This window comes from Dialister histaminiformans (genome assembly GCF_900103425.1).
GTDB classification, from domain to species: domain Bacteria; phylum Bacillota; class Negativicutes; order Veillonellales; family Dialisteraceae; genus Allisonella; species Allisonella histaminiformans.
On sequence record NZ_FMXA01000011.1, the window covers coordinates 22,137 to 45,971 of the forward strand.

The 23,835-nt window shown below is 43.0% G+C and carries 17 protein-coding genes, 1 pseudogene and 1 CRISPR repeat array; of the genes and pseudogenes, 17 read left to right on the forward strand and 1 reads right to left on the reverse strand.

What is annotated here, in order from left to right; translation table 11 throughout:
• The first annotated feature begins 459 nt into the window (after positions 1-459).
• Both BLQ79_RS04940 and BLQ79_RS04945 read left to right on the forward strand, forming a co-directional pair.
• Positions 460-873: a PAS domain S-box protein gene (locus BLQ79_RS04940; protein ID WP_234944931.1), complete on the forward strand. Its 414-nt coding sequence runs from the start codon at positions 460-462 to the stop codon at positions 871-873.
• Positions 870-3,356, forward strand: a complete 2,487-nt coding sequence (locus tag BLQ79_RS04945; protein WP_091364480.1) for an EAL domain-containing protein — start codon at positions 870-872, stop codon at positions 3,354-3,356. The genes BLQ79_RS04940 and BLQ79_RS04945 overlap by 4 nt, the downstream gene beginning before the upstream one ends.
• Positions 3,357-3,845: 489 nt before the next feature.
• Here the strand turns inward: BLQ79_RS04945 and BLQ79_RS08300 are convergent, their stop codons facing one another.
• On the reverse strand, positions 3,846-4,394 hold the full coding sequence (locus BLQ79_RS08300) for a hypothetical protein (RefSeq protein WP_091364485.1): 549 nt from the start codon (positions 4,392-4,394) through the stop codon (positions 3,846-3,848).
• A gap of 397 nt (positions 4,395-4,791) precedes the next feature.
• On the opposite strand from BLQ79_RS08300, the gene BLQ79_RS04960 reads away from it, so the two are divergent.
• The 15 genes and pseudogenes from BLQ79_RS04960 to BLQ79_RS05035 all read left to right on the forward strand — a co-directional run bounded on the left by BLQ79_RS04960 (position 4,792) and on the right by BLQ79_RS05035 (position 23,588).
• Positions 4,792-9,426 carry an AAA domain-containing protein gene (locus BLQ79_RS04960; protein WP_159427846.1) on the forward strand — a complete coding sequence of 1,545 codons (4,635 nt, stop codon included), beginning with the start codon at positions 4,792-4,794 and terminating at the stop codon, positions 9,424-9,426.
• Between the two features lie 579 nt (positions 9,427-10,005).
• Positions 10,006-12,558, forward strand: coding sequence for a type III-A CRISPR-associated protein Cas10/Csm1 (gene cas10, locus BLQ79_RS04970; protein ID WP_091364493.1), 2,553 nt, complete (start codon positions 10,006-10,008; stop codon positions 12,556-12,558).
• A 9-nt stretch (positions 12,559-12,567) separates the two neighbouring features.
• Entirely contained in the window at positions 12,568-12,987 is a 420-nt protein-coding gene (gene csm2, locus BLQ79_RS04975; protein ID WP_091364494.1) for a type III-A CRISPR-associated protein Csm2, read from the forward strand.
• 2 nt (positions 12,988-12,989) lie between these two features.
• Complete coding sequence (csm3, locus tag BLQ79_RS04980; RefSeq protein ID WP_091364497.1) at positions 12,990-13,685, forward strand: type III-A CRISPR-associated RAMP protein Csm3; 696 nt, start codon at positions 12,990-12,992, stop codon at positions 13,683-13,685.
• The gene (gene csm4, locus BLQ79_RS04985; RefSeq protein WP_091364506.1) at positions 13,682-14,683 is read left to right on the forward strand and encodes a type III-A CRISPR-associated RAMP protein Csm4; all 1,002 of its coding nucleotides are present in this window, start codon (positions 13,682-13,684) and stop codon (positions 14,681-14,683) included. Before csm3 ends, csm4 begins: the two co-directional genes overlap by 4 nt.
• A 23-nt stretch (positions 14,684-14,706) precedes the next feature.
• Entirely contained in the window at positions 14,707-15,840 is a 1,134-nt protein-coding gene (gene csm5 / locus BLQ79_RS04990; protein WP_268761820.1) for a type III-A CRISPR-associated RAMP protein Csm5, read from the forward strand.
• Positions 15,834-16,595 (forward strand): CRISPR system precrRNA processing endoribonuclease RAMP protein Cas6, encoded by a 762-nt coding sequence (cas6, locus tag BLQ79_RS04995; RefSeq protein ID WP_091364508.1) that lies wholly within the window; start codon positions 15,834-15,836, stop codon positions 16,593-16,595. The genes csm5 and cas6 overlap by 7 nt, the downstream gene beginning before the upstream one ends.
• Positions 16,596-17,939 carry a type III-A CRISPR-associated CARF protein Csm6 gene (csm6, locus tag BLQ79_RS05000; RefSeq protein ID WP_091364509.1) on the forward strand — a complete coding sequence of 448 codons (1,344 nt, stop codon included), beginning with the start codon at positions 16,596-16,598 and terminating at the stop codon, positions 17,937-17,939.
• Between the two features lie 167 nt (positions 17,940-18,106).
• A CRISPR array of direct repeats spans positions 18,107-18,891; the repeat unit is 35 nt; unit sequence GTGAAAGAATATTCCCCAAACATGGGGACGAAAAC.
• Positions 18,892-19,083: 192 nt separating this feature from the next.
• Positions 19,084-20,082 carry a CRISPR-associated endonuclease Cas1 gene (cas1, locus tag BLQ79_RS05005; protein ID WP_091364510.1) on the forward strand — a complete coding sequence of 333 codons (999 nt, stop codon included), beginning with the start codon at positions 19,084-19,086 and terminating at the stop codon, positions 20,080-20,082.
• Complete coding sequence (gene cas2 / locus BLQ79_RS05010) at positions 20,082-20,387, forward strand: CRISPR-associated endonuclease Cas2 (protein WP_091364511.1); 306 nt, start codon at positions 20,082-20,084, stop codon at positions 20,385-20,387. The genes cas1 and cas2 overlap by 1 nt, the downstream gene beginning before the upstream one ends.
• Positions 20,388-20,603: 216 nt before the next feature.
• Positions 20,604-20,804, forward strand: a pseudogene (tnpA, locus tag BLQ79_RS05015) (IS200/IS605 family transposase); the annotation flags it as partial.
• Between the two features lie 28 nt (positions 20,805-20,832).
• Entirely contained in the window at positions 20,833-21,129 is a 297-nt protein-coding gene (locus BLQ79_RS05020; protein WP_091364512.1) for a LysR family transcriptional regulator, read from the forward strand.
• On the forward strand, positions 21,065-21,634 hold the full coding sequence (locus BLQ79_RS05025) for a LysR family transcriptional regulator substrate-binding protein (protein WP_159427848.1): 570 nt from the start codon (positions 21,065-21,067) through the stop codon (positions 21,632-21,634). The genes BLQ79_RS05020 and BLQ79_RS05025 overlap by 65 nt, the downstream gene beginning before the upstream one ends.
• A 270-nt stretch (positions 21,635-21,904) precedes the next feature.
• A complete protein-coding gene (locus BLQ79_RS05030) occupies positions 21,905-22,366 on the forward strand; it encodes a cyclophilin-like fold protein (protein WP_091364514.1) in 462 nt (153 codons plus the stop codon).
• Positions 22,367-22,406: 40 nt separating this feature from the next.
• The gene (locus BLQ79_RS05035; RefSeq protein WP_091364515.1) at positions 22,407-23,588 is read left to right on the forward strand and encodes an MFS transporter; all 1,182 of its coding nucleotides are present in this window, start codon (positions 22,407-22,409) and stop codon (positions 23,586-23,588) included.
• Positions 23,589-23,835: the final 247 nt, after the last annotated feature.

Here is a 23,835-nt window from a genome sequence, read left to right on the forward strand (position 1 = left end):
AATCCACTATGTGAATCAGAAGGAATGAAGGTAATATGTTACACTTCTTCCACTTTACGAAAACGTAAGAATAAGAAAGCTAAGAAAAGGAAAGCTTGCGAAACGTTTCCCGTTCTGGAGAGAAAGGGCGGACCGCCAGCCTTTGGCTGGTGGGGGAAAGTAGAATCCTCTATGTGAATCTATGGGAATAACGGTAATATGTTGCTCCTCACTTTTTTATAAGAGAGGCCATTCGCAGAATCCCCCCTGCAATTCCTGTGGAATTTCACCGATCGGCCATGATGAAGTTAAGGCACCTACCTACATCCGTTTAGGATGTACCGACCTGTGAGCTGCAGGCTCATCTATATCTCCTCTTCTCATATGGACAATTATCGGCAAAGAGTTTATACTGATAAAAAAACGATGTTGTATAGATTGGCAACAAAAGTATGAATTTTCCGGGATAAAGGTGATATCGTGGATATTGAAATAACTGAATTGCTGCAGAAAATAGTGGATGAAGCTCCCATGGGAATATATGTGTTAGATACAGAGAGAAAAATCGTATTCTGGAGCACAGGTGCCGAGCGTATCACCGGATACAGCCGGGAAGAAATGGTGGGCCGCTATTGCTTTGAAGGTATGCTGAATCACATTGACAGGGAGGGGGTTCATCTGTGTCACGACTTTTGTCCTATGATGGCTACCATTTTCGATGGGCAGTCTAGGGAACAGCCGGTATTCCTGAAAGACCGTACCGGTCAACGCATTCCGGTGATGGTTCATACAGAACCTTTATTCAAAGGACAGGAAACGCTGGGGGCTATTGAATATTTCTGGCTTCTGCCGGAATGTGAATATCCTGTGCCGGAAGAACGGAGACACTCATGACTCAGGAACAGATTCAGCATCTGGTTCTTCAGCAGATGCCGGAACATCTGCCGGGCGGTATCCTGATTTATCGTGATAACAAACGGGAAGAGATTCTTTATGCCAACTCCTGGCTTATTTCCATGATGGGGTGTTCCTCTTTTATGGATTTCATGGAGCTGACGGGAGGGACTTTTGCAAACCTGGTTCATCCAGATGACCGGGAAGGGGTAGAGCGGGATATCCGCGAGCAGATTGCCGGCAGCCGAAGCAAACTGGATTTCGTAAATTATCGGATAATCCGAAAGGATGGCTCTATCCGCAGGGTAGAGGAGTTCGGACACAGAGTATTCATCCCCGGGGTGGGTACCGTTTTTTATGTATTTTTTCTGGATAATGACACCAAATATAAGGTCTATGATATGGACTCCCTTACCGGACTTCCAGGGAAAACACGGTTTCTGAAGCATGCCTCTGTAGTTATGAAATTAGCTTCTCTGGATTCCAAGGCGCCGAAAATGGCATTGGTGTATGTGGATATCCGTAATTTTCATCTGTATAATATGCGTAATGGCAGCGAAAAAGGGAATCAATTCCTCATCCGAATGGCAAAAGTACTAAAGGGAAACTTTCCAAATAAGCTGATTTCCCGTTTTGAGGATGACCATTTCGTAATACTGACCAGCCTGCCGTCCCTGAAAAAACAGATTCCGGTAATTACCGGGCAGATTCATGGATTATATGATGCCAGCCATCTGGATGTGAAATTTGGCATTTGCCCAGTGGATGATTATACAATGCCGCTAGAGGTGGGCTGCAGCAGGGCCCGGATGGCCTGTGACACCATTAAGGAATTTCCGGACAAACATGTGTGCTTTTATACTCAATCTATGGGTGATGCCAGGAATCTTCGGAATTATATAATTGACCATTTCCGGGAGGCTATGGAAAAACATTGGATTCAGGTATATTTCCAACCGGTAATCCGCACTGTATCTGGAACCCTGGCAAGCATGGAAGCCCTGTCCCGCTGGATGGATCCTCAAAAAGGGAAAATTAATCCCGGTGTGTTTGTCCCTTTATTGGAAGACAGCCGTCAGGTTCGGAAGTTGGACATGTATGTACTGGAGGAAATCTGCCGTCTGTACCAGAGTCAAAAAGAACAGGGGAAAACCCTGATTCCGGTCTCGTTTAATTTATCGAGAGGAGATTTTTTCCAGGAGTCAGTTTTTGACGAAGTGGAAGAAATACGGAAGCGGTATCAGGTGCCCAGGAATATGCTGTATGTGGAAATCACCGAAAGCTTATTAGTCTATGAAGGGGATATACTTTATCAGGAAATAGAGCGGTTTCGGCAAGCCGGATACGAAGTGTGGATGGATGACTTTGGCAGTGGCTATTCATCCCTGAATACACTGAAAAACTACAGTTTTGATGAAATCAAGATTGATATGGCCTTTTTGGCCCATTTTACGGATAAATCGCAGAACATAATCCAGGCTATAATCCGGATGGCTAAAAAGATCGGAATGCATACGCTGATGGAAGGCGTAGAGACCAGTGAACAGGTGGAATTTGCCAAATCTATTGGATGTGAACAGCTCCAGGGCTATTATTATGGTAGACCTATGCCTTTTGAAGAACTGAAACGAGTATGTCAGGATAAGCACTGGCAGGTGGAAACGCCACAGCTGCGCAAGTATTATGGATCCCTGGGAGCTATCGATTTTCTCATAGACAAGCCGATGGCGGTGGTAGAAGTAACCAACCATCGTATACGATATCTTTTTGTCAATGAAGAATACAGAAAGACACTTCAATCCATTGGAATAATGAGTCTGGAAAAAAACGAAGAGTTTGTTAATGACCAGGCCGGCCCGACCAGCAAAAATATGCAGAGGATGCTGGCAGATGTTATAAACAGCCATACCGAAGAAGCGCTGACATATACGTTAAATGGCCGATATGTGAAACTGGAGGCCAACTACCTGGCCTCTCATGGTCAACATCACCTGGTTCAACTCTACCTGACCAACATCACCATGCAGACCGAGAGAAAATTCAGTGAGAATCTGGACCAGGTTACCCGGAACCTGTTATCCCTCTACCAGATGGTTTTCCTTGTAGATATGGAAAAAGATACAGCGGTTCCGCTGATAATAAATACTCCTTTCCAGGAACATTTTTATCAGAAGCGTGTGGGAATTCAGGCCATGGTTAAGCAGTATGCAGAAACCATGATTCATCCTGAAGATAGAGAACGTTTCCTGGCTTTCAATGAATCGGAATCCATGATGAACCGGATTCGTCAGAACCCAGAAGGAACGATTTCCGGTGTCTTCCGGACCCTGGGAAATGATGAGAAGTGTCACTGGGATATTCATTCCATTTTCCCGACCATGTTGAATGGAAAGATTTATCTCCTCTATACCACCCGAATTTCACCACTTGAAAACGAGTTAAACATAGCCTGCACTTCCAGTAGGGAAGAAAAGGAAACATAGGGCTAACGAATGCTGGCGAAAAAATAATAAAAATGCCATGCAATAAAAAGAATCGGACAAGGGAAAGAAACTATCAATGGTTTCAATCCCGGTCCGATTCTTTTTTGCTTTAAGCCGTACCCCTTACCATTTCCGGGGGATTGTAAGGGGGAACGGAATATTCTCTTGTGAAAGGTAAGAATGCGAAAGCCAAGAGCAGGAAAGAAGGCAGTATGTATGCAGAGAAAGTCTTCTCTTCATTGCCCATAATTCACAATAATCAGAAATTCGCAAGTATTCCGCAAGTATTCCTATGTATGATGGGCTGGTCTGCGGTCAGGCGGACCATTTGTGCAATAGATGGTGGGGGAGAGTGTCGTATGTGACTCTGAAGCAATAATAATGATATTATGTTGCTCCTTGCTGAGACTGGGGAGCGCATAGTCCCGGCATTCCCTCCATAGCTCGAACCTGTTTTTCTATCTCACCGTTTGGCACCTCCATAATACCTTAGTCATCGTCGTAGTCATCATAGTCATCATAGTCGTCATAATCGTTGTCATAATCATCGTAGTCATCGTCATCATAGGCAGAAGCATTTCCATCTTCAAACCCCTGCTCATATCCAAATTGTCTGGCTTCCTCTATATCCCGTTCTGCACTATCTGTGCCATCTGCAAAACCGTTGTCATATCCCCATATATAACTATAGCCGTCATAGCTGTCATAGTCGTCATATTCATAGTCCTGTGTGGTATTATGTTCATTTTCATCGTCCGTGTCACATCCTACGTGACCATGATAGCGGTGGCTTGGATGGACCGAATGAATCCGTATGAGTGGTTGTTTGTCAGAAACAGAGAACAAAGGCTCAGGTGGAGAACTGTGATTTGAAATTTCCTTAGCAGTTGTACTTACCGGGAACTGGCTGCCTGGTGTGGGCGGTGGAAACCATAGAGAGTGTTTTCCTTTTCTTACGGAAGGGATGCTCTCAAGTTTATCCCAGATAACGATAATGACAAGTAACCCCAAAAAAGGGACCAACATAATAAATGACATGAAAAATTATCTCCTAACGGTAAGAATATTCCAGATATACACTATTGATTATAGTATATCAACTGTAATAAGCAATGAGCCGGAGGAGAAATCCGGGACAGCATCTTTTTCAGGAAGGAGATATCATGGTAGCTCTAATGCCATGTGAACCGGTGTTATGCGTAGATTGCAGGTATGTGACAATCGATATAATTCATCGTCAATACTATTGGGACTCTTGGATAGAGTATTAGATATGGGAGATTTTTAGCCAGAAGAATTTGGGAGATATAATAATTGGGGAGATATAATAAGGAATTGGTTTTGATTTCTGTATAGATAATGTAATATAATTAACGAATGTTAAGATATTTATACAAATGAATATGAAAATCATCGCATGGATTGGAGCACTGCTATGGATAAACGTAATGAAGTCATTGCAATTTTAAAATTTCTACAAGAACTTGGAAACCTCAGGATAAAAATCGTTAAAGACATACAGGCTGAGCCATGGTGTCTATTTCTTGATAGGTTGCCTGTCAGGAACGATGAAATCACCGTGAATTATCGTGATCGTGTAGATAGCGGGGAAGAAAATCAATCGCAGGTATTGGTGTCTGTTCATAATCCAGCGCTTCAGGAAGCACCGAAACCACCGGAGAATGTTTGTAATTGGTTGGATCAAAATGAATGGAATAATGCAAAAAAGAAGCCTGAACCTAAAACAGAGGTTGTAAGAAAGGGAAATGATGGCAATCCGCTGAGAGATCAGTATGGCAACTATATATACGATAAGTTTACTGATAATCCAAAGAGGGTTGCTGATTATCAAGGATGGATTAAAGATTGGGAATTTTGGTCGAAAGAAGAACAAGAATTAGAAAGAGTACGCGAGTTGTTTCGTACTTTGTATACATTGTATGTTCAGTTGAAGCAGGAATCAGAAACACTGGAGTTTATGATTGGTAATGGTATTCTTATAGATCATACGGGACAATCAGTAAATCATCCGATTCTTGCCAAACGCGTTCGTATCGAATTTAATTCAGATAGCAACATAATTGCAATTTGTGATACAGATCAAAAACCTGAACTTTATACGTTGTTACTTTCAAATCTGGATATGGTAAGACCTGGTGTTGTGCAGGATCTGCAACAACGTCTTGATGCAGAATATTATCATCCAATGGATCGAATTGATACGCCAGCATTTTTACAAGCGACTATCAACAGTCTTTGTGTTGATGGCAGATTTGTAAAAATGAATGAAGATATACCGCAAGGAACAGCAGATAAGTTTTTCCTGCAGCAGCGTCCTGTATTTTTCTTACGTCGTCGTATCGATGGGCTTACAAAGTTTATAGATACGATAGTGGCTGATATTGAAGAAAAAGGGGAATTTCCGGCATCTCTCGCCAATATTGCGGGGGCAAATATTGCATTTCCCGTTACTGATTATGCTGAGCCGACGTTGGAACAAGGTCTTGCAGAGGTAGGTGGGGAAGACGTTGATATTCTTTTGACGAAGCCTGCAAATAAAGAACAACTTGAAATTGCGCGACAAATTGGTATACATGATGCTGTACTGGTACAGGGGCCTCCTGGTACAGGCAAAACGCATACGATTGCCAATCTCATGGGGCATTTTCTGGCCTTGGGGAATAGTGTACTCGTAACAAGCCATACACCGAAGGCATTGAATGTATTAAAAGATAAGCTACCCAAATCACTTCAAAACCTTTGCGTTTCAATACTCGACGACACAAATAAAGATATGGAAAGCTCAATTGATGGAATCACCGAATATATATCAAAACATAGAACAAAAGAGCTTTCTAATAGGGCTGAACAAGCGCAGGAGGAACGCCAGTCGGTTATCGACAAGTTGGCGGAAGTTCGCAAAAAAATTTATACTATTAATTTCCGTGAACATGAACCTTTGACTTACAATGGCGAAGGAGTATCGCCAATCAAAGCTGCACATTTGGTGAACCTCCATGCTTCTGAATTAGACTATATTCCCGGGAAAATTAAAACTGGGGCACCTCTGCCACTCTCATTTGAAGAGCTTACACAGCTCTATCAATCGAATGTGCAAATAACAGCCGACGAAGAAAAGGAGCTGAATTATAATCTGCCAGATCCGGCAAAACTTGTCTCGCCGGAAGAATTCCGAGGGGTGCTAAAACGTTGCGATACCTTAAATAGGCAGATCAGGGAGGCGGCCAAAAAAATAGACGCTCAGATAGAGTTAATCTCGCCCAATGAAGGAAAGATTGCCGATGGAACAGTACTTAAAGTTACTCAGGCAGATAAGGTGATTCGTCTACGTGCAGCTGAAAATAAAGCATTGTCAGATTTGCATAAATATTTGTCTAATCTCAGTCGTGTAGAGGATTGGATGATTATAGTTGCCGCTGATGGTGTGCGTGGTGCCGGTCCACGACAGCGTTGGGAAAAGCTTTGTGATGCTGTTCTGAAAACTTGTAATTATGCCGATAAATCTACAGACACAATCTTTGGGAAGAATATTGCTATCGACGAAACCTTGAATTTACAGGAATTACGTAAATTGTTACCAGTAATGAAGTCACTTTATGCAGAAAACGGTAAAATTCCATGGTGGAAGAGATTAACCAACAAGAAGTATGAAAAAGCAACTAATGGAATCCATATTAATGGTGAATCTATGGATACGGCTGAAAAATGTGATACGGTTTTACATTTTCTGGAATTAAGCGATATGCGTGATGAATGTGCCCGTTATTGGAATGAGCTTATGAAGGAGACGGGGGTTCCTGCTTTTGAAGAACTTGATGGTGGCAAGGAACCAGAACGCATAGCTAGGAATATCACTGATAAAATTACACATTGGCTTGAGTGGTATTCAAGGGATTTCCAGAATCTCTGTGCCCTTATGAAGAAATCAGGAATGAGCCCGGAGGATATTTTTGTACATGATGATTTTGATGATGACGCAAAGCGGATTCAAAAAATCTTAACAAAGTTTAATGCATTGTTGCCAACATTGATAACAATTCAGAAGGACGCTGGTGAGTTAATAAAGCTGAAAAGTCGTTTGGATGATATTTACCTGGCGCTCGAAGATGCGTCATCACTGGGATCCTCACTTTGTACAAAATTGAGAGATGCCGGTCTGGCGCAGGATATGACTCTTTATGCGGAACTATATTATGAACTCCGTAATCTCTATCAGAAGTACACTGTACAATATCGTCGAAAGAAATATTTAGAACGTTTATACTCTGTTGCACCGATATGGGCCAATGCTATCCGTGATAGGGTGGGGGACCACGGAAAAAGCGAGATTCTTGAAAATATTGAAGAAGTTTGGCGGGTGAAGCAGTACAGCCAGATGATAGCAGATATCACAGCACAGCCGTTTGATGAATTGCAACGGCAAAGTGTTGAATTGTCGCGGAACTATCGTGAAGTGACGGGGAAGTTAGCTGAATATCGTGCGTGGTATCATCTGTTGCAGCGTATTGAAAAAGATGCAACGATGAATCAGAATCTGCAAGGATGGAAACTGATTACGAAGAAAATTGGCCGTGGTACTGGTAAACGAGCGCCACGGTATCGAGCTGAAGCCAAGCAACTCATGACAAAATGTCAAAAGGCGGTGCCCGCCTGGATTATGACGATTAACTCTGTTTTGAATAACATGGTGCCGGGGCGCAATAAGTTTGATGTCATGATTATTGATGAAGCCAGCCAGGCAGATATTACATCACTGCCATTAATGTATCTTGCAAAGAAAATTATTATTGTTGGCGATGATAAGCAGGTTAGTCCAATGGCTGTTGGCCTCGACATCGATAAGATGGACGCATTGGTAGATATGTATATTAAAGACCGAATTCCAAACTGGTCACTTTATACAGGTAATACATCGCTTTATGACATTGCCAAGACTATTTGTCAGCCATTAATGCTGCATGAACATTTCCGCTGTGTTCCAGACATCATTAACTTCTCCAACCAACTTTGTTATGATGGTAAAATTAAGCCGCTACGTGATACTAGTAACTGTAAACTTCTGCCTGCTGTTGTGAATTATCGGACTGATGGACATCGTGATGGAAATAGTAAGACAAATGCCGTTGAGGCCAATACGATAGTTGCGCTTATTCAGAGCATGATTCAGCTTCCGGAATATAAAGATAAGACTATTGGAGTTATTTCGCTTCTTGGTAAGGAGCAGGCAGATAAAATCGGTACGCGTCTGATGGATGCGCTTGATCCTGCCGCTATCGAACGGCACAAAATTATTTGGGGTGATGCTGCGCAGTTCCAAGGTGATGAACGTGATGTAATTCTGCTAAGTATGGTAGACAGTAATGAAGCAAGTGGTCCGCTTAAGCTGAAGAGGCCCGATACGAATGATAACTTTAAACGTTACAATGTTGCTGTCAGCCGTGCACGTGATCAGCTTTTTGTTGTACATTCACTTGACTCTGGTAGGGATCTTAAGGATGGTGATATTCGTAAACGATTGCTTGAATATGCTGAAAATCCACATGCTTTACAGCAAGAGTATGAACAGATTGAGCGTAAGGCGGAATCACCATTTGAAGAAGCTGTTGCGAAGTCACTGGTTAGGAAGGGGTATCATGTGGTACAACAGTGGGCTGTTGGCAGCTATCGAATTGACATGGTAATAAGCGATTCTCAGGGACGTGTGGCTCTTGAATGTGATGGTGAACGTTGGCACAGTGGTGATGCAAAGATTCGTGCGGATATGGAACGTCAGACTATCCTGGAACGTCTGGGCTGGCGGTTTCTCCGGTTGCGTGGCAGTGAATACTACAGCAATCCTGAAAAAGCTATGGAGCGCATTTTTGATAATCTCGCAGAACTGGGCATACAGCCGACTGCTGGCAGCATAGTTAAGAAGCAGGAAAGCACACCGTTACTCAATCGTGTAAAACAAGGATGTTGGAAATTTATGCACCCGGATATGAAAGCTGTCGGAGGTGGAAAGGATAAAATGTTGCTAAAAAGCGAGACGTTTTGTGATATTTTTTGAATAAACCAACTATAATTCAGAGGAAGGCGGTGATGAGGTAGTTTGGCAGGATCAAAGTATAGTGAAAATACATCAAATATACTTTGATAATATTGATGTCGAATTAATTGATAATTTCGTTCAAAACCAAAACGTATTTATCTATCGTTTCAACTAAGAAAAGCCCAAAAAACAGGTATCTTATGAACTGCTGTTTCAGTAGCTGTTGTACCTGGATAATATAAAAAGTTTTCAGACTTTTGTAGAGCAGATAAGCAAAAAAACCGGACGGGGAAATGTCTATATTTTCCATGTCCGTTTTTTTGCTTATTCTGACATTTGCTCACGGGGTTATTGAGGTGGGACAGCATTCCTTGCCTTAAATTTCTGTTTTAGATGGCATAATTCTTTATTTTATTAGATGATAATTATACACAATAATGTGTAATTTTCGGCTGTTATTGATAATAATGAAAATAAAATTTATAATAATTACATAATAGTAAATCGATATAGGGATAAAGTTCAAAGGAAGGAAATAGAAGTTTGTTTATCCAAGCAGAAATTTTAAAATTCTGTATATAAATTCGCATTAGAAGAATGTATGAGAGCAGGATATCATCTAATTTGGCTAGGGGTGGAATAATGGTTAATCAATTAAAAACAGTTACTATTGCTTCTTTGCTTCATGATATAGGAAAGGTGAGCTATAGAGCAGGGGGAGAGAAAAAAACGCATTCTCGCCTGGGAGCCGATTTTTTAGATGCCTTTTGTGGCGAAACGGAAGCAGGGCAGGCAATTCTACGTTGTATTCGTTATCATCATGCAAAAGTTTTAAAAAACTCACATTTGGCAGATAATGATTTGGCGTATCTTGTTTGTGAAGCTGATAACATTGCTGCGGGAACAGACAGGAGAGATGCGGCAGATAAAGGGGAAGCTTTTGGATTCGATTCCAAGCTATCGTTGGAAAATGTTTTTAATGTATTTGAAGGGACAAAAAAGGAAGATAAATCATATTTCCCTTTGAGCGAACTGAATGCCAGAGAGATGCCTGATTATCCTGTCAAAAGTCCAAGGCCGATAGCTTCACCAGGAGAATATGCGAAGATTCTCAATGATTTGAAGGCCAATTTCCAGAGAAAAGCACCCCAGGATATGGAACCTAATGAACTGCTTCGTATCTTGGAAGATACAGTTAGTTTTGTTCCATCTAGTACAGACAAGAGTCAGGTGGCTGATATTTCTCTTTATGATCATGTAAAAATGACAGCGGCTGTTGCTTCAGCCCTTTATCGATACCTGCGTAGCTATCATGTTGATAACCTAAAGGATTATTGTTTTACCCATGGAGAAAAGCATCGCAGAGATAAAAATATGCTTTTTATTTCTGCAGATTTTTCAGGTATACAGAAATTTATTTATCGAGTGCCAACCAAAGGCGCTATGCGCATGCTCCGGGGAAGATCATTTTATCTGCAGATAGTTATGGAAAACATAATTGATGAAATTTTAAGTCGGTTAGGACTTTCCAGGTCAAACCTTATTTATTCTGGCGGCGGTCATTTTTATATGCTGGCAGATAACTCTGAAGAAACGGTGCAACTTTTGGAGAAAGCATTTCATGGTGTTAATGATAGGTTGCTGGAACTATATGGAACAAGACTTTATGTGGCAGCGGGGTGGGTTCCAGTTTGCGCTGAGGAACTAATGGGCAAAACAACAGATGAAGACTCCGTTTTTTATCGTGTAAGCAGGAAAGTAGCAGAGAAAAAGAGGGGGCGTTACAGTCAAAGCCAGATAAAGCAGATGATTGCCGAAAATAGTCAGCTGAATTTTATGGAACCCGGGATGAGGGAGTGTGGCTTGTGTCATCACTCTTTAAAGGAATCCCTTTTGTCTGATTACATGGCAGAAAGAGGAGAAGAAGGTGAAAAGCTTAAGGTTTGTCCTCAGTGCAATGGTATGTATTATCTGGGAAAAATGATGATAGACAGAAACCCGGAGAAAGAGGCGACCTTCTTTGTTGTGCTGAATCAGGAAAAGCCAGATAGTATTCGGCTTCCTGCACCGTTTCATAATCAGTGGTTAAAAGCGGTAACGTCTGAAGAAGGAAATGAATATATGAAGGAGGGAATCATCGAACGGGTGTATAGCAAAAATGATTCCACGACTTCAGAAATGATAGCCACCCGCTTGTGGGTTGGGGATTATGCAGCCCGTGAAAATGGAAAAATTCTTGATTTTGCAGATTTGGCCGAACAAGCTGGCGGGAAGGGCAAAAAGGGAATTCGGCGATTGGGAGTTCTTCGGGCAGATGTAGACTGGTTGGGAGCTGTATTTATGGCGGGACTTCCCGGAGTATATGGAACTCTTTCCCGTTATGCCTCCTTATCCCGGTACTTATCTATGTTTTTTGCGGGGATTATTTCCCATATTTGTTACAAGGAATTGCCTGAAGGACAGAAACCGTTTTATCTGTTTCATGAAAAAGAAGGAGAAAGGGCTGTTCATATTGTGTATTCCGGTGGTGATGATATTTTCCTGGTTGGGGCCTGGGATGATTTGCTGGAAATGTCGGTTGACCTCAGGAAAGCATTTAGAACCTATACTAATGGGCAATTGTCGTTCTCAGCTGGGTTAGGATTCTTTTCCCCTTCTTATCCGGTAATACGAATGGCATCGGATACCGGAAAAATGGAAAACAGTGCGAAGAAAAAGGATGAGTCCGTAAAGGATAGCATTGCACTTTTTGGTACAGGAGGAAGCGATGTGGACATGCCGGTTTTCCGATGGACAGAATTAGAAGAGGGCGTATGGGGAGAAAAGATGCAGTTTCTTCTATCCCATTTTGTGTTTGCCGGCGTGAATGATGAAGAAAAGAAATTGGGGATGCTTTCTGCTGGAAAATCTCTTCTTTATCGTTTGTTGGAAATATTGAATGAACCGATTTTCAATCTGGCTCATTTTGCTTATGTGATTGCGCGGATGGATCCAGAAAGCAGTAAGGGTCCAAAATGTACAGAAGAAGAAAAGCAATGTTATAGCGAAGTGCGGTATGCCTTTTTCCAATGGGGGAAGCATTCCGGGGAAGATCGAAAAGAGTTGGAAACAGCACTTCGTCTGGTGATTTATCGTATGCGGGACAAATAAGGAGGAACAATGGATAATTATGTAGATCGAGCAAATCAGGTTATGCGTAAATTAAAGGAAAAGGAGGATGCGTCAAACAATAACTATAAAATGGTGACGACATCCCAAATCAGAAAATTCCTGGCAGCAGTTAATCGGATTAATGGAAAAATTGACCAGAAAAAAAACGGGAATAAAACTTCAGTAGCCCGTAAAATTCCGGAGGATTTACAGATGGAAATCAAATTTCTGAAGGTGAAACTGGCTTACCAGATTGGACGGGCAGAAGATAAACGACGCAACAACCCCGTAAAGGATTTTGAAAATAAGGCTGAATTATTTAAAGAAATAGATGGGATAGGAGATAGCCTGGAAAAGTATGAAAATTTTGCCCGCTATGTGGAAGCACTGGTGGCATTTCACAAATTTTATGGTGGTGAGGAGGATTAATTATGGAACAGACTCAACTTTTAGCAAAGGTGATTATTCGGGCAAAATTAACTGTGAAGACAGGTCTTCATATCGGTGTTTCCAATGATTATGCCCCTATTGGTGCTGTAGACCATGTCTTTATACGAGATCCTCTGACTAAGCAACCAGTTATTCCAGGTAGTTCAGTAAAGGGTAAAATGCGTACGCTTCTGGCTAAAACAAGAAATGGTATAGGCATAGGAATGTCTCCAGATAGTGATGAAGAGGTTGTGCTCAGGCTTTTTGGATCTGCGAAACAAGGTAACATTCTTTTTTCCCGTCTTCAGTTTTCTGATTCCTTTGTAAGCCAAAACTCGGTGGAACAGTTTTTCGGGCTGGATACAGATACCTATCTCGGGGAAGTGAAATTTGAAAATTCAATTAACCGCGCTACTGGTATAGCCAATCCAAGACAGATAGAAAGGGTACCAGCAGGTATGCAGTTTGATTTTCAGCTGGTTTATAACCTGGAAAGTAATGAAGATTTTGAAGAAGATATGACTGTACTTCAGGATGGATTCCGGCTTCTCCAGTTGGATTATCTTGGGGGACACGGTTCCCGGGGATACGGACGGGTGGCTTTTTCTGATTTTTATGTAAAGAAGATTGATGTCAGAACAGGAAAAGTCGAATTGGATAAAGAACTGGCAGAACGGTTTGGAAGGGGTTGCTTATGAGCACCTATAGAATTCTTCCTTTAAAGTTTACAGCGCCTGTTCATTTTGGTGATGCATCCGGAGGAGGCGGACTGGACGCAGTGCAGCCTGTTTGCAGGGCGGATACTTTTTTCAGCGCCCTGTGCAGTGAAGCAGCCCGAATGGGAAAACAAATACTGAATAGACTGGTTCAGAAAGTAGAAAAAGAAGAAATTGCTTTTTCTGACTTATTTCCCTGGTATTTTCGCGATGGAGACTATGAATGGTATATACCCAAGCCTGTTCTCTCTGTTACGACTAAGGAAGTAAAGGCAGAAACATTGCAAAAGGCCAGAGACATGTCATCTTTTAGAAAGAAAAGTAAGAAAAGATCATTTCTGCGTGCTTCTGATCTAAGGTTTTATGTGGATGATTTACGTTATGGCTCTGCATCACTCGAGGATGAACCAGATTGGGGAGCAATGCTTTCAGCGGTTCATTTCAATGGCAGAACAAGAGTGCCATATTCGGTTGGCGCTTATTTCTTTGCGCCTACAGCAGGACTTTATGTATTAATCCGCATGGAGAATCCTTCTGATTGGGAATGGTTGGAATCTCTCATCAGTATAACAGGGATGACAGGCATAGGAGGCAGAAAATCGAGCGGAATGGGCTCTTTCATTAAAGCGGATGATAGTATATTACTTTCAGAGAAAAACGATAATAAGGATGAAGTTGCTTTATCAGAATTTTTAAAGGATAGGAAAACGGACTGTCAAATGGCACTTTCCGTATTTCTTCCGACAGAAGATGAACTGGAAATAGCAGCTGCAGGAGCTGGACTATGGATACAACGAAGTGGTTTTACCTGGTCTCCGGGCATGGAAGGGCCGGTTAAGACAAAATCTATCTACATGCTTTCATCAGGAAGTTGTTTTGCTGCTCGCCTTCATGGACGTATGGCAGATGTAAGTACCAGTGGAGTTAAGCATCCGGTGTTCCGATATGGAAAAGGGTTATTTTTGGGGGTGCCGAAATGAGTATGCATTATTGGAAAGTGTTGATGGTCTGCAATTCTCCTGTCTTTGTGGGAAGTGGCGAGAAGTTCATGAAGAGTCAGTATATCTATAGTAAGGATGAAAGGAAAGTCTATTTTCTGGATGAAACTGGCTGGATTCGCTTTCTTAATCGGCATGGTATTTTAGATGATTTTTCCAGTTCCCTTTTAAATAATCCGGTTCATTTTAGTTTGTTTAGTTATATTTCCAGACAGATTCGACTTCGGAATAAATATGGTAGTGTTAGAAATATCCTTCAAACTATGAAGCAGGAAGGAGCCATACTTCGTACAGATCCTTTTGAGGGGAATTATAATAAAGGGCCTAAGGATATCCATGGATTTACTTTGGACGTATATGGAGATCCTTATATACCGGGCTCATCCTTGAAGGGGGCTTTCCGTACAGCTATTTTGATGCATTATATTTTTCAAAACCGTAGGTTGTATAAGCAGAATTGGGAAAGACTCAAAACAGTGGCCGGTAAAAAATGCGACATGGGGAAAATAATGACTCAACTGGAGCAAAAGGTGGCTATACCGTTGGATACCAACGGAAAGCGCAATATGGTAAATAGTTATTTCCGAGGCCTTTCTGTCAGTGATGCAAAGCTTGTAAGTGGAGGACTCTGTATTGTGCCAAAAATGGATTTGGGGCTTCATCCGGCTCGTACTCATGAGAGGAGTCTTTTCAGGGAAGCGCTTACACTTGGCTCAAAATTGGAATTTACTCTTGGGATTGATGATTCAGAATCAGCTATGGGTCATTTGGGTATACATGGATTTGGCGATTTTAAGAAAATACTTCAGAATTTTGTTAATTTTCAGTATGAGGTTCTGAAGATACCGTTTGAACCGTATGCACAAGATGAGCTGGAAGATATCCGACATGCTGAATATGCAGATTTTATATTAGGTGGAGGAACTGGATACATTTCAAAAACGCTGTTGTATGCCCTGGCCCCAAATCGGGAGGATGCGGTAGATGTAGTAAGGAAGCTTATGGAAGCTCTCTTTAAAAATGGACATCATGATAAAGATTACGAAATTTCACCGCATACGTTGAAGCTGGTAGAATCCAATGGATACAGGTACCTGATGGGACTCTGTTCTCTGAAGGGGGCGGAAGCGCTATGTTGAGACAAGTGGAATTTGAGATGACTCTCCCTGATGGAGAAAAACTGAATCAGTCCATGGGGTCTCTTATGCAGGGAATTCTCATGGAAAAAACAGATTCTGCCTGGGCTGCAGAAATGCATACACAGAGGGTTCGCCCCTTTAGCCAGTATGTCACCATGAAAGAAGGAAAACCGATATGGTGCATACAGACGATTACAGATCAGGCTTTTGAACACCTGATATATCCTTTGATGAGACTGAACCGGGTGCATCTGAAACAGAGAGGGTTTGATATAGGTCTTTCTCATTTTCATGTGGTCAAACAGGAAAAATTTAGTGATATAGAGACCAAATATCTGTTAAATCACCAAAAAATTCATCATATTAATCTTTCCTTTGTTACTTCAGCTACTTGTAAGACACAGGGGGGATATGCTGTATTTCCTTTCCCTTATCTGATTTTGAAAAACCTGGTGAGCAAATGGAATGCTTTTTCTGACAGTTCTATTATTAACTCTGATCATACGGCAGATCAATTGGATAAAGAGATGCAGGTAGTAGATTATCATCTGCATATGCATCCCTTCTCGCTGGAAGGGCGAAGAATCCGTGCATTTCGGGGAAATGTATCTTATGGTCTGTTTAAAAATGATATGGCTGCCCGTCTTACGGCTATTTTGACAGATTTTGCATCGTATGCAGGGACAGGTATAAAAACTGCTCTTGGTATGGGTGGTACAGCGACAGAAATTTCTTTTTACAGGGAGGGAAAATGATTGCGTATTTTATTCACACCAGCCGGTGATACAGATCCAGTGAGAGGGTATCGTGATGGCGCCATTCTTCATATTCTTAGACATTATGAGGTGGATAAGGTAATTCTTTTTCTGACAAAGGAAATGGAGGAAAAAGAAGAAAAAATGGGATGCTATACTAAAGGCATTTATTCTGTGTCTCCAAAGGTGTCGATTACCCTTATCAAGAGCAGCATTACCAATCCTGATGACTATGAAAGCCTGACGGTTATTCAGGACGACTTTGCAAGGATTTATGAAGAAAATCCGGAGGCGGAATGGCTGATTAATGTAAGTTCTGGGACACCACAGATTAAGACGGTTATGGCACTCCTGGCTTTGGATTATCCAAGGGTCAGGGCGATTCAGGTACTTAGTCCAGAGCACAAATCTAATCGCAGGAATCCTCCCTGCCGGACCAGTGAGGAACTGGTGGAAATGCTGGACTGCAATGAAGACGATCAGGAAGACGCCCCTAATCGTTGCCAAGAACCACGGCTTCTGCTTCTGAAAAAACATGGAGTTTCCATGCAAATAGAATCTCTGGTAAAGAATTATGAATACGCAGGGGCCTATGAATTGGTGAGGCTGAATCCTCACTTGTATTCTGACATGACGAAAAGACTTATTCAGCATGCTGTATACCGAAGAGATCTTATGTGGCGTCAGGCTAACAAGGTCATTTCTAAATATAAAGAGAAACCGCTTATTACACGTCCAGATGATTTTTCCGAATATTTTCAGGTTATGGAACTACGTGAAAGAAAAAAACAATATCCTGAATTTATAGTTAAGTTATCACCGGTATTGATGGAATTAGGAATTAAATATATGGAAAAGCTGACTTGTTTTCATCTGGCAGATTGTTGTGAAAAACGAAGAAGCGTGAAGTATTACGTAACAAGATATGCACTAAACCGCCATTATCCAAAACTTCTTGACTACCTGGAGACACAATTAGGAAACATCTTTCGAGATGGACCTTTGTATTTCAGTACTATAGTTCGTATTTGTGAATATTTACAGCATAATGAATTGAAAGGTCATAAGAATCATGAGAGGATTACCTGTATTTTCAGTAACCTTCGTGTGGTGGAAGAACGAACCAGAAACCTGGTAGCCCATGAAATTACAAACCTGGATGATCACTTGATACAGAAGACTACTGCTGAGAACTGGAACAACTCGTTGGGAATTCCGGGGGGATTGCGTGCAAAGGATATTATTTCCTTGCTTCATGAGGCAGTCCGATTAATTATGGGGCGAGATATTCCATGGTCTTATGATAATTTAAATGATAAAATAATAGAAAGCCTTTACTGCTAGTGCTGGAGAGTAGGATACCAGCTGGGGTGAAATCCCCGCCGATAAGCATGGAGACTAAGGAAACAGAAAAGGTTACGGGAGGAAACCATGAAGAATCGATTTTATAGGAGAACCTCGCCGAGAAATGAGTGCAGAGAGCTCATGCAATCGAGCCTCCCAGACCTGCTGTGAAAGAATATTCCCCAAACATGGGGACGAAAACCAGAACACCTATTAAGCCTCAAAATTCTTCTCAAGTGAAAGAATATTCCCCAAACATGGGGACGAAAACTGTCGAAACAGTCTGATATAATAAAGACACAAACGAGTGAAAGAATATTCCCCAAACATGGGGACGAAAACTGTAAAAATTGTACATGTAGCATACGTTTGACATTGTGTACGCGTGAAAGAATATTCCCCAAACATGGGGACGAAAACCCAACGGCTTTACAAGTATGTTGCAATGTGATAGTGAAAGAATATTCCCCAAACATGGGGACGAAAACTTCCAACAGGCCGTAACCGTCAAACCGGAAATAATCATCATGTGAAAGAATATTCCCCAAACATGGGGACGAAAACTCAATAAAAGCCTGCACATGTTCAACGTAGATATCAAATCCAGTGAAAGAATATTCCCCAAACATGGGGACGAAAACGATATTCATCATTCACCATGTAACCATTACCGCATTCCGGAAGTGAAAGAATATTCCCCAAACATGGGGACGAAAACAACATTATCCCTTGCAAGGCGAACGGCGTCTCTATAGCTGTCGAGTGAAAGAATATTCCCCAAACATGGGGACGAAAACTCTCTAGTAAGCATGCTAATCATTCTCCTTTTTCTTTAAATCTTGTGAAAGAATATTCCCCAAACATGGGGACGAAAACCCGCCCGCAATAATCACAGAACCGCATACTTTCCTTTCCACGTGAAAGAATATTTCCCAAACATGGGGACGAGAACCCGAATTGCAATGAAGCGCTATTCATTGCCTTTTTTGTATGCAGTGAAAGAATATTCCTTAAACAGGGGGGGGCGATCGTTTATTTATGAAAAAGTGAGGAAGAAAGCATAAAGACATATGACCTATGGATATCCATCACAATTGTTATGCTTATAAAAGTAGCATTTATTGGAGGAAATGGAGTGAAGTGTATGAGCTGGTTATACTTAACCGAAGTAGGTGCAAAGTTAGGAATGAAAGAGGGACATTATGTTATTAGTCGCGGAGAGGAAAATATTGCAGAAATACCAGCTGAAATAGTGGAGGGCATTACTCTTATTGATAAGGTGCAGGTATCATCAAAAATTATTGTGGATTGTTTAGAGCGGAATGTTCCAGTCACATGGCTTTCTACAGAAGGTAAGTTTTTTGGTAGATTGGAGTCAACATCAAATAGAGATATATTACAGGTGAAAGCACAGTTTGAGGCGCTTGAGGATTGTACTTTTCGTCTTGAGTTAAGCCGCATGGTTGTATTTAGAAAAATTTATAATCAGCGTACTATTTTAAGGAACTATAATCGAAGGGCAAAAAGCACTGACGTAAGGTCAATTTACGAAAAAATCGGTATCTTAATGGGGAAAATACGAAGTGCCGGAAGCGTCGATGAAATTATGGGATATGAAGGAGCGGTTTCCCGACTTTATTTCAAAGCACTTAATGTATTTTTACCCAGGGAATTTCAATTTGAAAGAAGGACCCGGCGTCCGCCACGTGATTATTTCAATTCTATGCTGAGCTTTGGGTATACGCTGCTTTTGTATGATTTTTATAATGCGATTGTTAACAGTAATATGAATCCATATATAGGATTTTTGCATACTTTACATAAGGGACATCCTGCATTAGCTTCAGATCTAATGGAGCCTTGGCGGGCTGCAGTAGTAGATTCTTTTTGCTTGGCTATGGTAACCCACCATGAAATAGACGATACATACTTTATAAAGAATGATGATAATGGAGGAGTATATTTGAATCGTGTGGGAAGACGTATATTTCTTAAAGCATACGAAAGAAAAATGAGAAGTATGAATTCATATTTCAATGGCAAATACTCATGGCGTCATACAGTTCAGATGGAATGTGATTCCTATCGGCAGGCTATTCATAAGAAAGATCCAATATTGTTGAGAGCTATGGTGATTCGATAATGAATGAAAAAGAAATAGCAGTTACTGATGTTTCAAGGTATATTGTATTGGCCATTTATGATATAGCAGATAATAAGCGTCGGCAGAATATGGTTAAGTGCTTATCACGGTATGCGGTAAGGGTACAGAAATCTTGTTTTGAAGGGATTCTCACAACAAAACAATGTTCGCAAATGGAGAAATATGCCAGCCGTATAATTAATGATAGTGAAGATTCTCTTCGCATATATCGTCTGCGGGATCATACTAAAGTAAAATCATGGGGAAGAGGACACATAGAAACAGAAGATGTTGTAATATTTTAATTTTTATTTATGCGTCTGGTGATTTTATCATTCAAAAATATAGACACATTTTATAGTGAGGAAGGTTAATGTTTTGCATTATAATTAATTGACAAATCCTCACAACACAAAAGGAAGCTCATCTTTTTAGGATGAGCTTCCTTTTTGTATGCAGAAAAACCCCCGGTTAGACCGGGGGTTCCGTTAAGTTTTAGCGTTGAGTATTTAAAGGTTTTTATGAAAAAAGTTGATATCCATAGTTTATTACATACTCAGTGGGAATATAAGTATCACATAGTATTCGAACCTAAATACAGAAGGAAGGTGTTTTATGGGCAGAAACGCTATGAAATAGGACAAATACTAAGAGAATTATGTAAATGGAAAGGAGTGAATATGTTAGAGGGAGAAGCCTGTCCAGATCATATACATTTACTGTCATAGAAGATGATGGGGGAGTGGGAGAATGGAGATACGCGTACTGCAGTACTTTATGGCGGTAGCCAGGCATGAGAACATCACCAAGGCGGCGGAGGAACTTCACCTGACGCAGCTGACGGAAGCCGGACTGATATTCAAGGCGAGAGCGCAGGAGATTTTCAGCCTGACAGAAAAGACGAAGGAGCAGTTTGCCAAGATGGATGAGCTCGTGGTGGGGGACATCTACATTGGTGCCGGCGAGACGCAGGCGATGGCCTATGTCGCGAAAGTCCTGGCGCCGCTCCTATCCTCACATCCAGTTCTATCTGGTCAGCAGCAATGAAGACCTGATCTACGATTCTCTGCAGAAGGGATTGCTCGACTTTGGGATCGTCTGCCGGGCGGATGCACCGCGGACGTATGTGTTTCGCCGCATCCCGCACGACGATGCCTGGGGGCTCATGATGCGGGCAGACAACCCTCTGGCGGTCAAAGAGGCCGTACAGCGCGCCGATCTCTTGCAGGGGCCGCTCATTGTATCGGAGCAGGCGATGAAGCATCACGAGTTGGATTATTATTTCGGCAGCGCAGCGGAGAAAATCGAGGTGGCCGGCACCTACAACTTGCTCCACAATACAATCTTCTTCATCGAGGAGGGCATGGGCAGTGCGCTTTGCTTCAAGGGCATGGCGGATGCCGTAGGTTCGTCACGCGGGCTCGTCTTCCGTCCCTTGGACCCCGTGATTTACTCGGCGAATTATGTGGTCTGGCGCAGAGACCAGGTTTTCTCCCGCGCCGGTCGTCTCGTCGTGGCGGCCCTGGACGAGGCGTTCTCTAACCATGCCTAAATTGTATCATAGATTATTAAAACCAAGTATTGGTAATCATAACCCCCCTCCCTTATAATGAATGCATCAAGTAAAACAACTGGGCATGCAGCGCTGAGTTGCAACGAATGATACACGCATCAAGGCGGTCGCGACATCGGCTATGTACGACATGTCGGATAGCATCCGCAACCACTTTCAAGGGGATTACTATACGACGGAGCAGCGCGAGATCGTCAAGTACCTCAGTGAATGATTGCTGGAAAGACGTAATCGGGAGGAGGATGTTTGATGAGCAGATTGTTCTTTTTCTGTTGTGCTCTGATTGCACTTCTCGTGCTGGGATGTGGCGGTCCCGGAGTGGAATCCACATCCTTGTCCGGAAAGGAGGTAGAGATGCACGAGACAGGAGCGGCATACCTACTAACGGGCAGCAAAGCGTATGCTCTAAAGTGGGCTGACACGGAGGCTGCTGCCGAGTTGCGGCAGCAGTTGCCACTGGCCAAGACGTTTACAGAACTCCATGGCAACGAGAAATACTACAAACTGCCGCAGCATCTGACAGCGGCGGACGAAGATGTCCGCGAGATCCATAAGGGAGATGTCATGCTGTTTGACGGCCAGTATGTCGTGGTGTTCTATCAGGATTTTCAGACGACCTACCGCTACACGCGCCTGGGTCATGTCGAAGCAGCCAATGATCTGGACGCTGCTCTGGGGGCAGGTGATGTATTCCTGACCTTGCAACCATGAGATGGGGAGAGCGGTCTGGAGGCGGAAAGGATGAAATAATATGAAACGACAGCAGCTATTGCTCTTGATTCTGGCATTTGGTGTGTTCAGCATCCTCAATACGGAGATGGGCATCATCGGCATCTTGCCGATGGCGGCGGAGATGTACCATGTGGATATCGTACAAGCGGGGATGCTCGTCAGTATGTTCGCGCTTGGCGTGGCCATCGCAGGGCCAACGATGCCGCTGCTGTTCTCGCGCTTCAATCGCAAGCGCGTGATGCTGCTTGTTCTAGGTGTGTTCACTTTCTGCAATGCATTGGCAGTCGTTGCGAGCGACTTCCAGCTCCTTTTAGTCCTGCGCGTCGTACCGGCCTTTTTCCACCCGGTCTACTGTGCACTCGCCTTCAGCGTGGCCGCCGCTTCGGTGGCTCCAGAGGATGCGCCGCGGGCTGTGGCGAGCATCAACATGGGCGTCGCGGCCGGCATGGTCGTCGGCGTGCCCATCAGCAATGTCTTGGCAGCGACGTTTGACTTTTCGGCGGCGATGGTCTTCTTTGCAGGCGTGACGGGGCTCATGTTTCTGCTGACAATGGCCTTTGTGCCGGACTTGCCGGTGACGCAGCCAATGCGCTACGGCGCGCAGCTTTCCGTTCTGAAGCGTCCGCCGGTCTGGCTGGCCATCGTGGCGGTTATTTGCCTCAATGGCTCCATCTTCGGCGTCTACAACTACCTCGCTGATTATTTGCAGAAGGTTGCGGCACTGCCGGGAGAGCTCATCGCAGCGCTGCTCCTCGTCTATGGTCTCTTGAACATCTGCGGAAGCTATCTGGGCGGCAATCTCCTTGCCAGGTGTCCCAGCGTGACCGTACGCCTTTTCCCGCTGTGTACCATCGCGCTCTACTGCCTGCTCTTTGTGGGCGGTGGGAAGCTGCTGCCTCTTCTCGCGGCACTGATCGTGGCCTGGGGCATCCTCGGCGGCATCAATGCGAACATCAATCAGTACCTGCTGGCCTGCGTGGCATCGGATGCGCCGGATTTCAGCAACGGCCTGTTCCTGACAGCGGCCAATCTCGGCTGCATGGCGGGAACCATGATCAGCGGCTTTTTCATCCGCAGCCTCGGACTGCCCTTCGTCGTCTGCGGTGGCCTGCTGCTGGCGGCCGCTGCCCTGCTACTCACAAAGTTCGTACACTGCCGGGCAGATGAGCAACAGGCGACGGATTATCTTATCGGCTCGTAACAAGTGGTTTTATGGCAGATTGCTGTTTGTTTTTGACGCTTCGGCGATGTACTGCTGGAACTCTTGGCGGAAGACATTGCTGGATTTTGAGAGCAGGCGGTATTTCTTCCGAGTTCATCTTCCGTCTGATTGACGAGCGCGAGGTGCGGAGTTCCATCAAAGATTCCCTTTTCGTCCGTATGCAATAAAAGTACCTGCTTCTATTTTAGGGAGCAGGTACTTTTTTGATAAGCATTTAATAAGAAAA

Bases quoted from the DNA above. Each gene is read 5' to 3' on its own strand.
- BLQ79_RS04945 (WP_091364480.1), top strand. From the start codon at position 870: ATGACTCAGGAACAGATTCAGCATCTGGTTCTTCAGCAGATGCCGGAA.
- BLQ79_RS08300 (WP_091364485.1), bottom strand. From the start codon at position 4,394: ATGTCATTTATTATGTTGGTCCCTTTTTTGGGGTTACTTGTCATTATC.
- BLQ79_RS04960 (WP_159427846.1), top strand. From the start codon at position 4,792: ATGGATAAACGTAATGAAGTCATTGCAATTTTAAAATTTCTACAAGAA.
- cas10 (WP_091364493.1), top strand. From the start codon at position 10,006: ATGTATGAGAGCAGGATATCATCTAATTTGGCTAGGGGTGGAATAATG.
- csm2 (WP_091364494.1), top strand. From the start codon at position 12,568: ATGGATAATTATGTAGATCGAGCAAATCAGGTTATGCGTAAATTAAAG.
- csm3 (WP_091364497.1), top strand. From the start codon at position 12,990: ATGGAACAGACTCAACTTTTAGCAAAGGTGATTATTCGGGCAAAATTA.
- csm4 (WP_091364506.1), top strand. From the start codon at position 13,682: ATGAGCACCTATAGAATTCTTCCTTTAAAGTTTACAGCGCCTGTTCAT.
- csm5 (WP_268761820.1), top strand. From the start codon at position 14,707: ATGGTCTGCAATTCTCCTGTCTTTGTGGGAAGTGGCGAGAAGTTCATG.
- cas6 (WP_091364508.1), top strand. From the start codon at position 15,834: ATGTTGAGACAAGTGGAATTTGAGATGACTCTCCCTGATGGAGAAAAA.
- cas1 (WP_091364510.1), top strand. From the start codon at position 19,084: ATGAGCTGGTTATACTTAACCGAAGTAGGTGCAAAGTTAGGAATGAAA.
- cas2 (WP_091364511.1), top strand. From the start codon at position 20,082: ATGAATGAAAAAGAAATAGCAGTTACTGATGTTTCAAGGTATATTGTA.
- BLQ79_RS05020 (WP_091364512.1), top strand. From the start codon at position 20,833: ATGGAGATACGCGTACTGCAGTACTTTATGGCGGTAGCCAGGCATGAG.
- BLQ79_RS05025 (WP_159427848.1), top strand. From the start codon at position 21,065: ATGTCGCGAAAGTCCTGGCGCCGCTCCTATCCTCACATCCAGTTCTAT.
- BLQ79_RS05030 (WP_091364514.1), top strand. From the start codon at position 21,905: ATGAGCAGATTGTTCTTTTTCTGTTGTGCTCTGATTGCACTTCTCGTG.
- BLQ79_RS05035 (WP_091364515.1), top strand. From the start codon at position 22,407: ATGAAACGACAGCAGCTATTGCTCTTGATTCTGGCATTTGGTGTGTTC.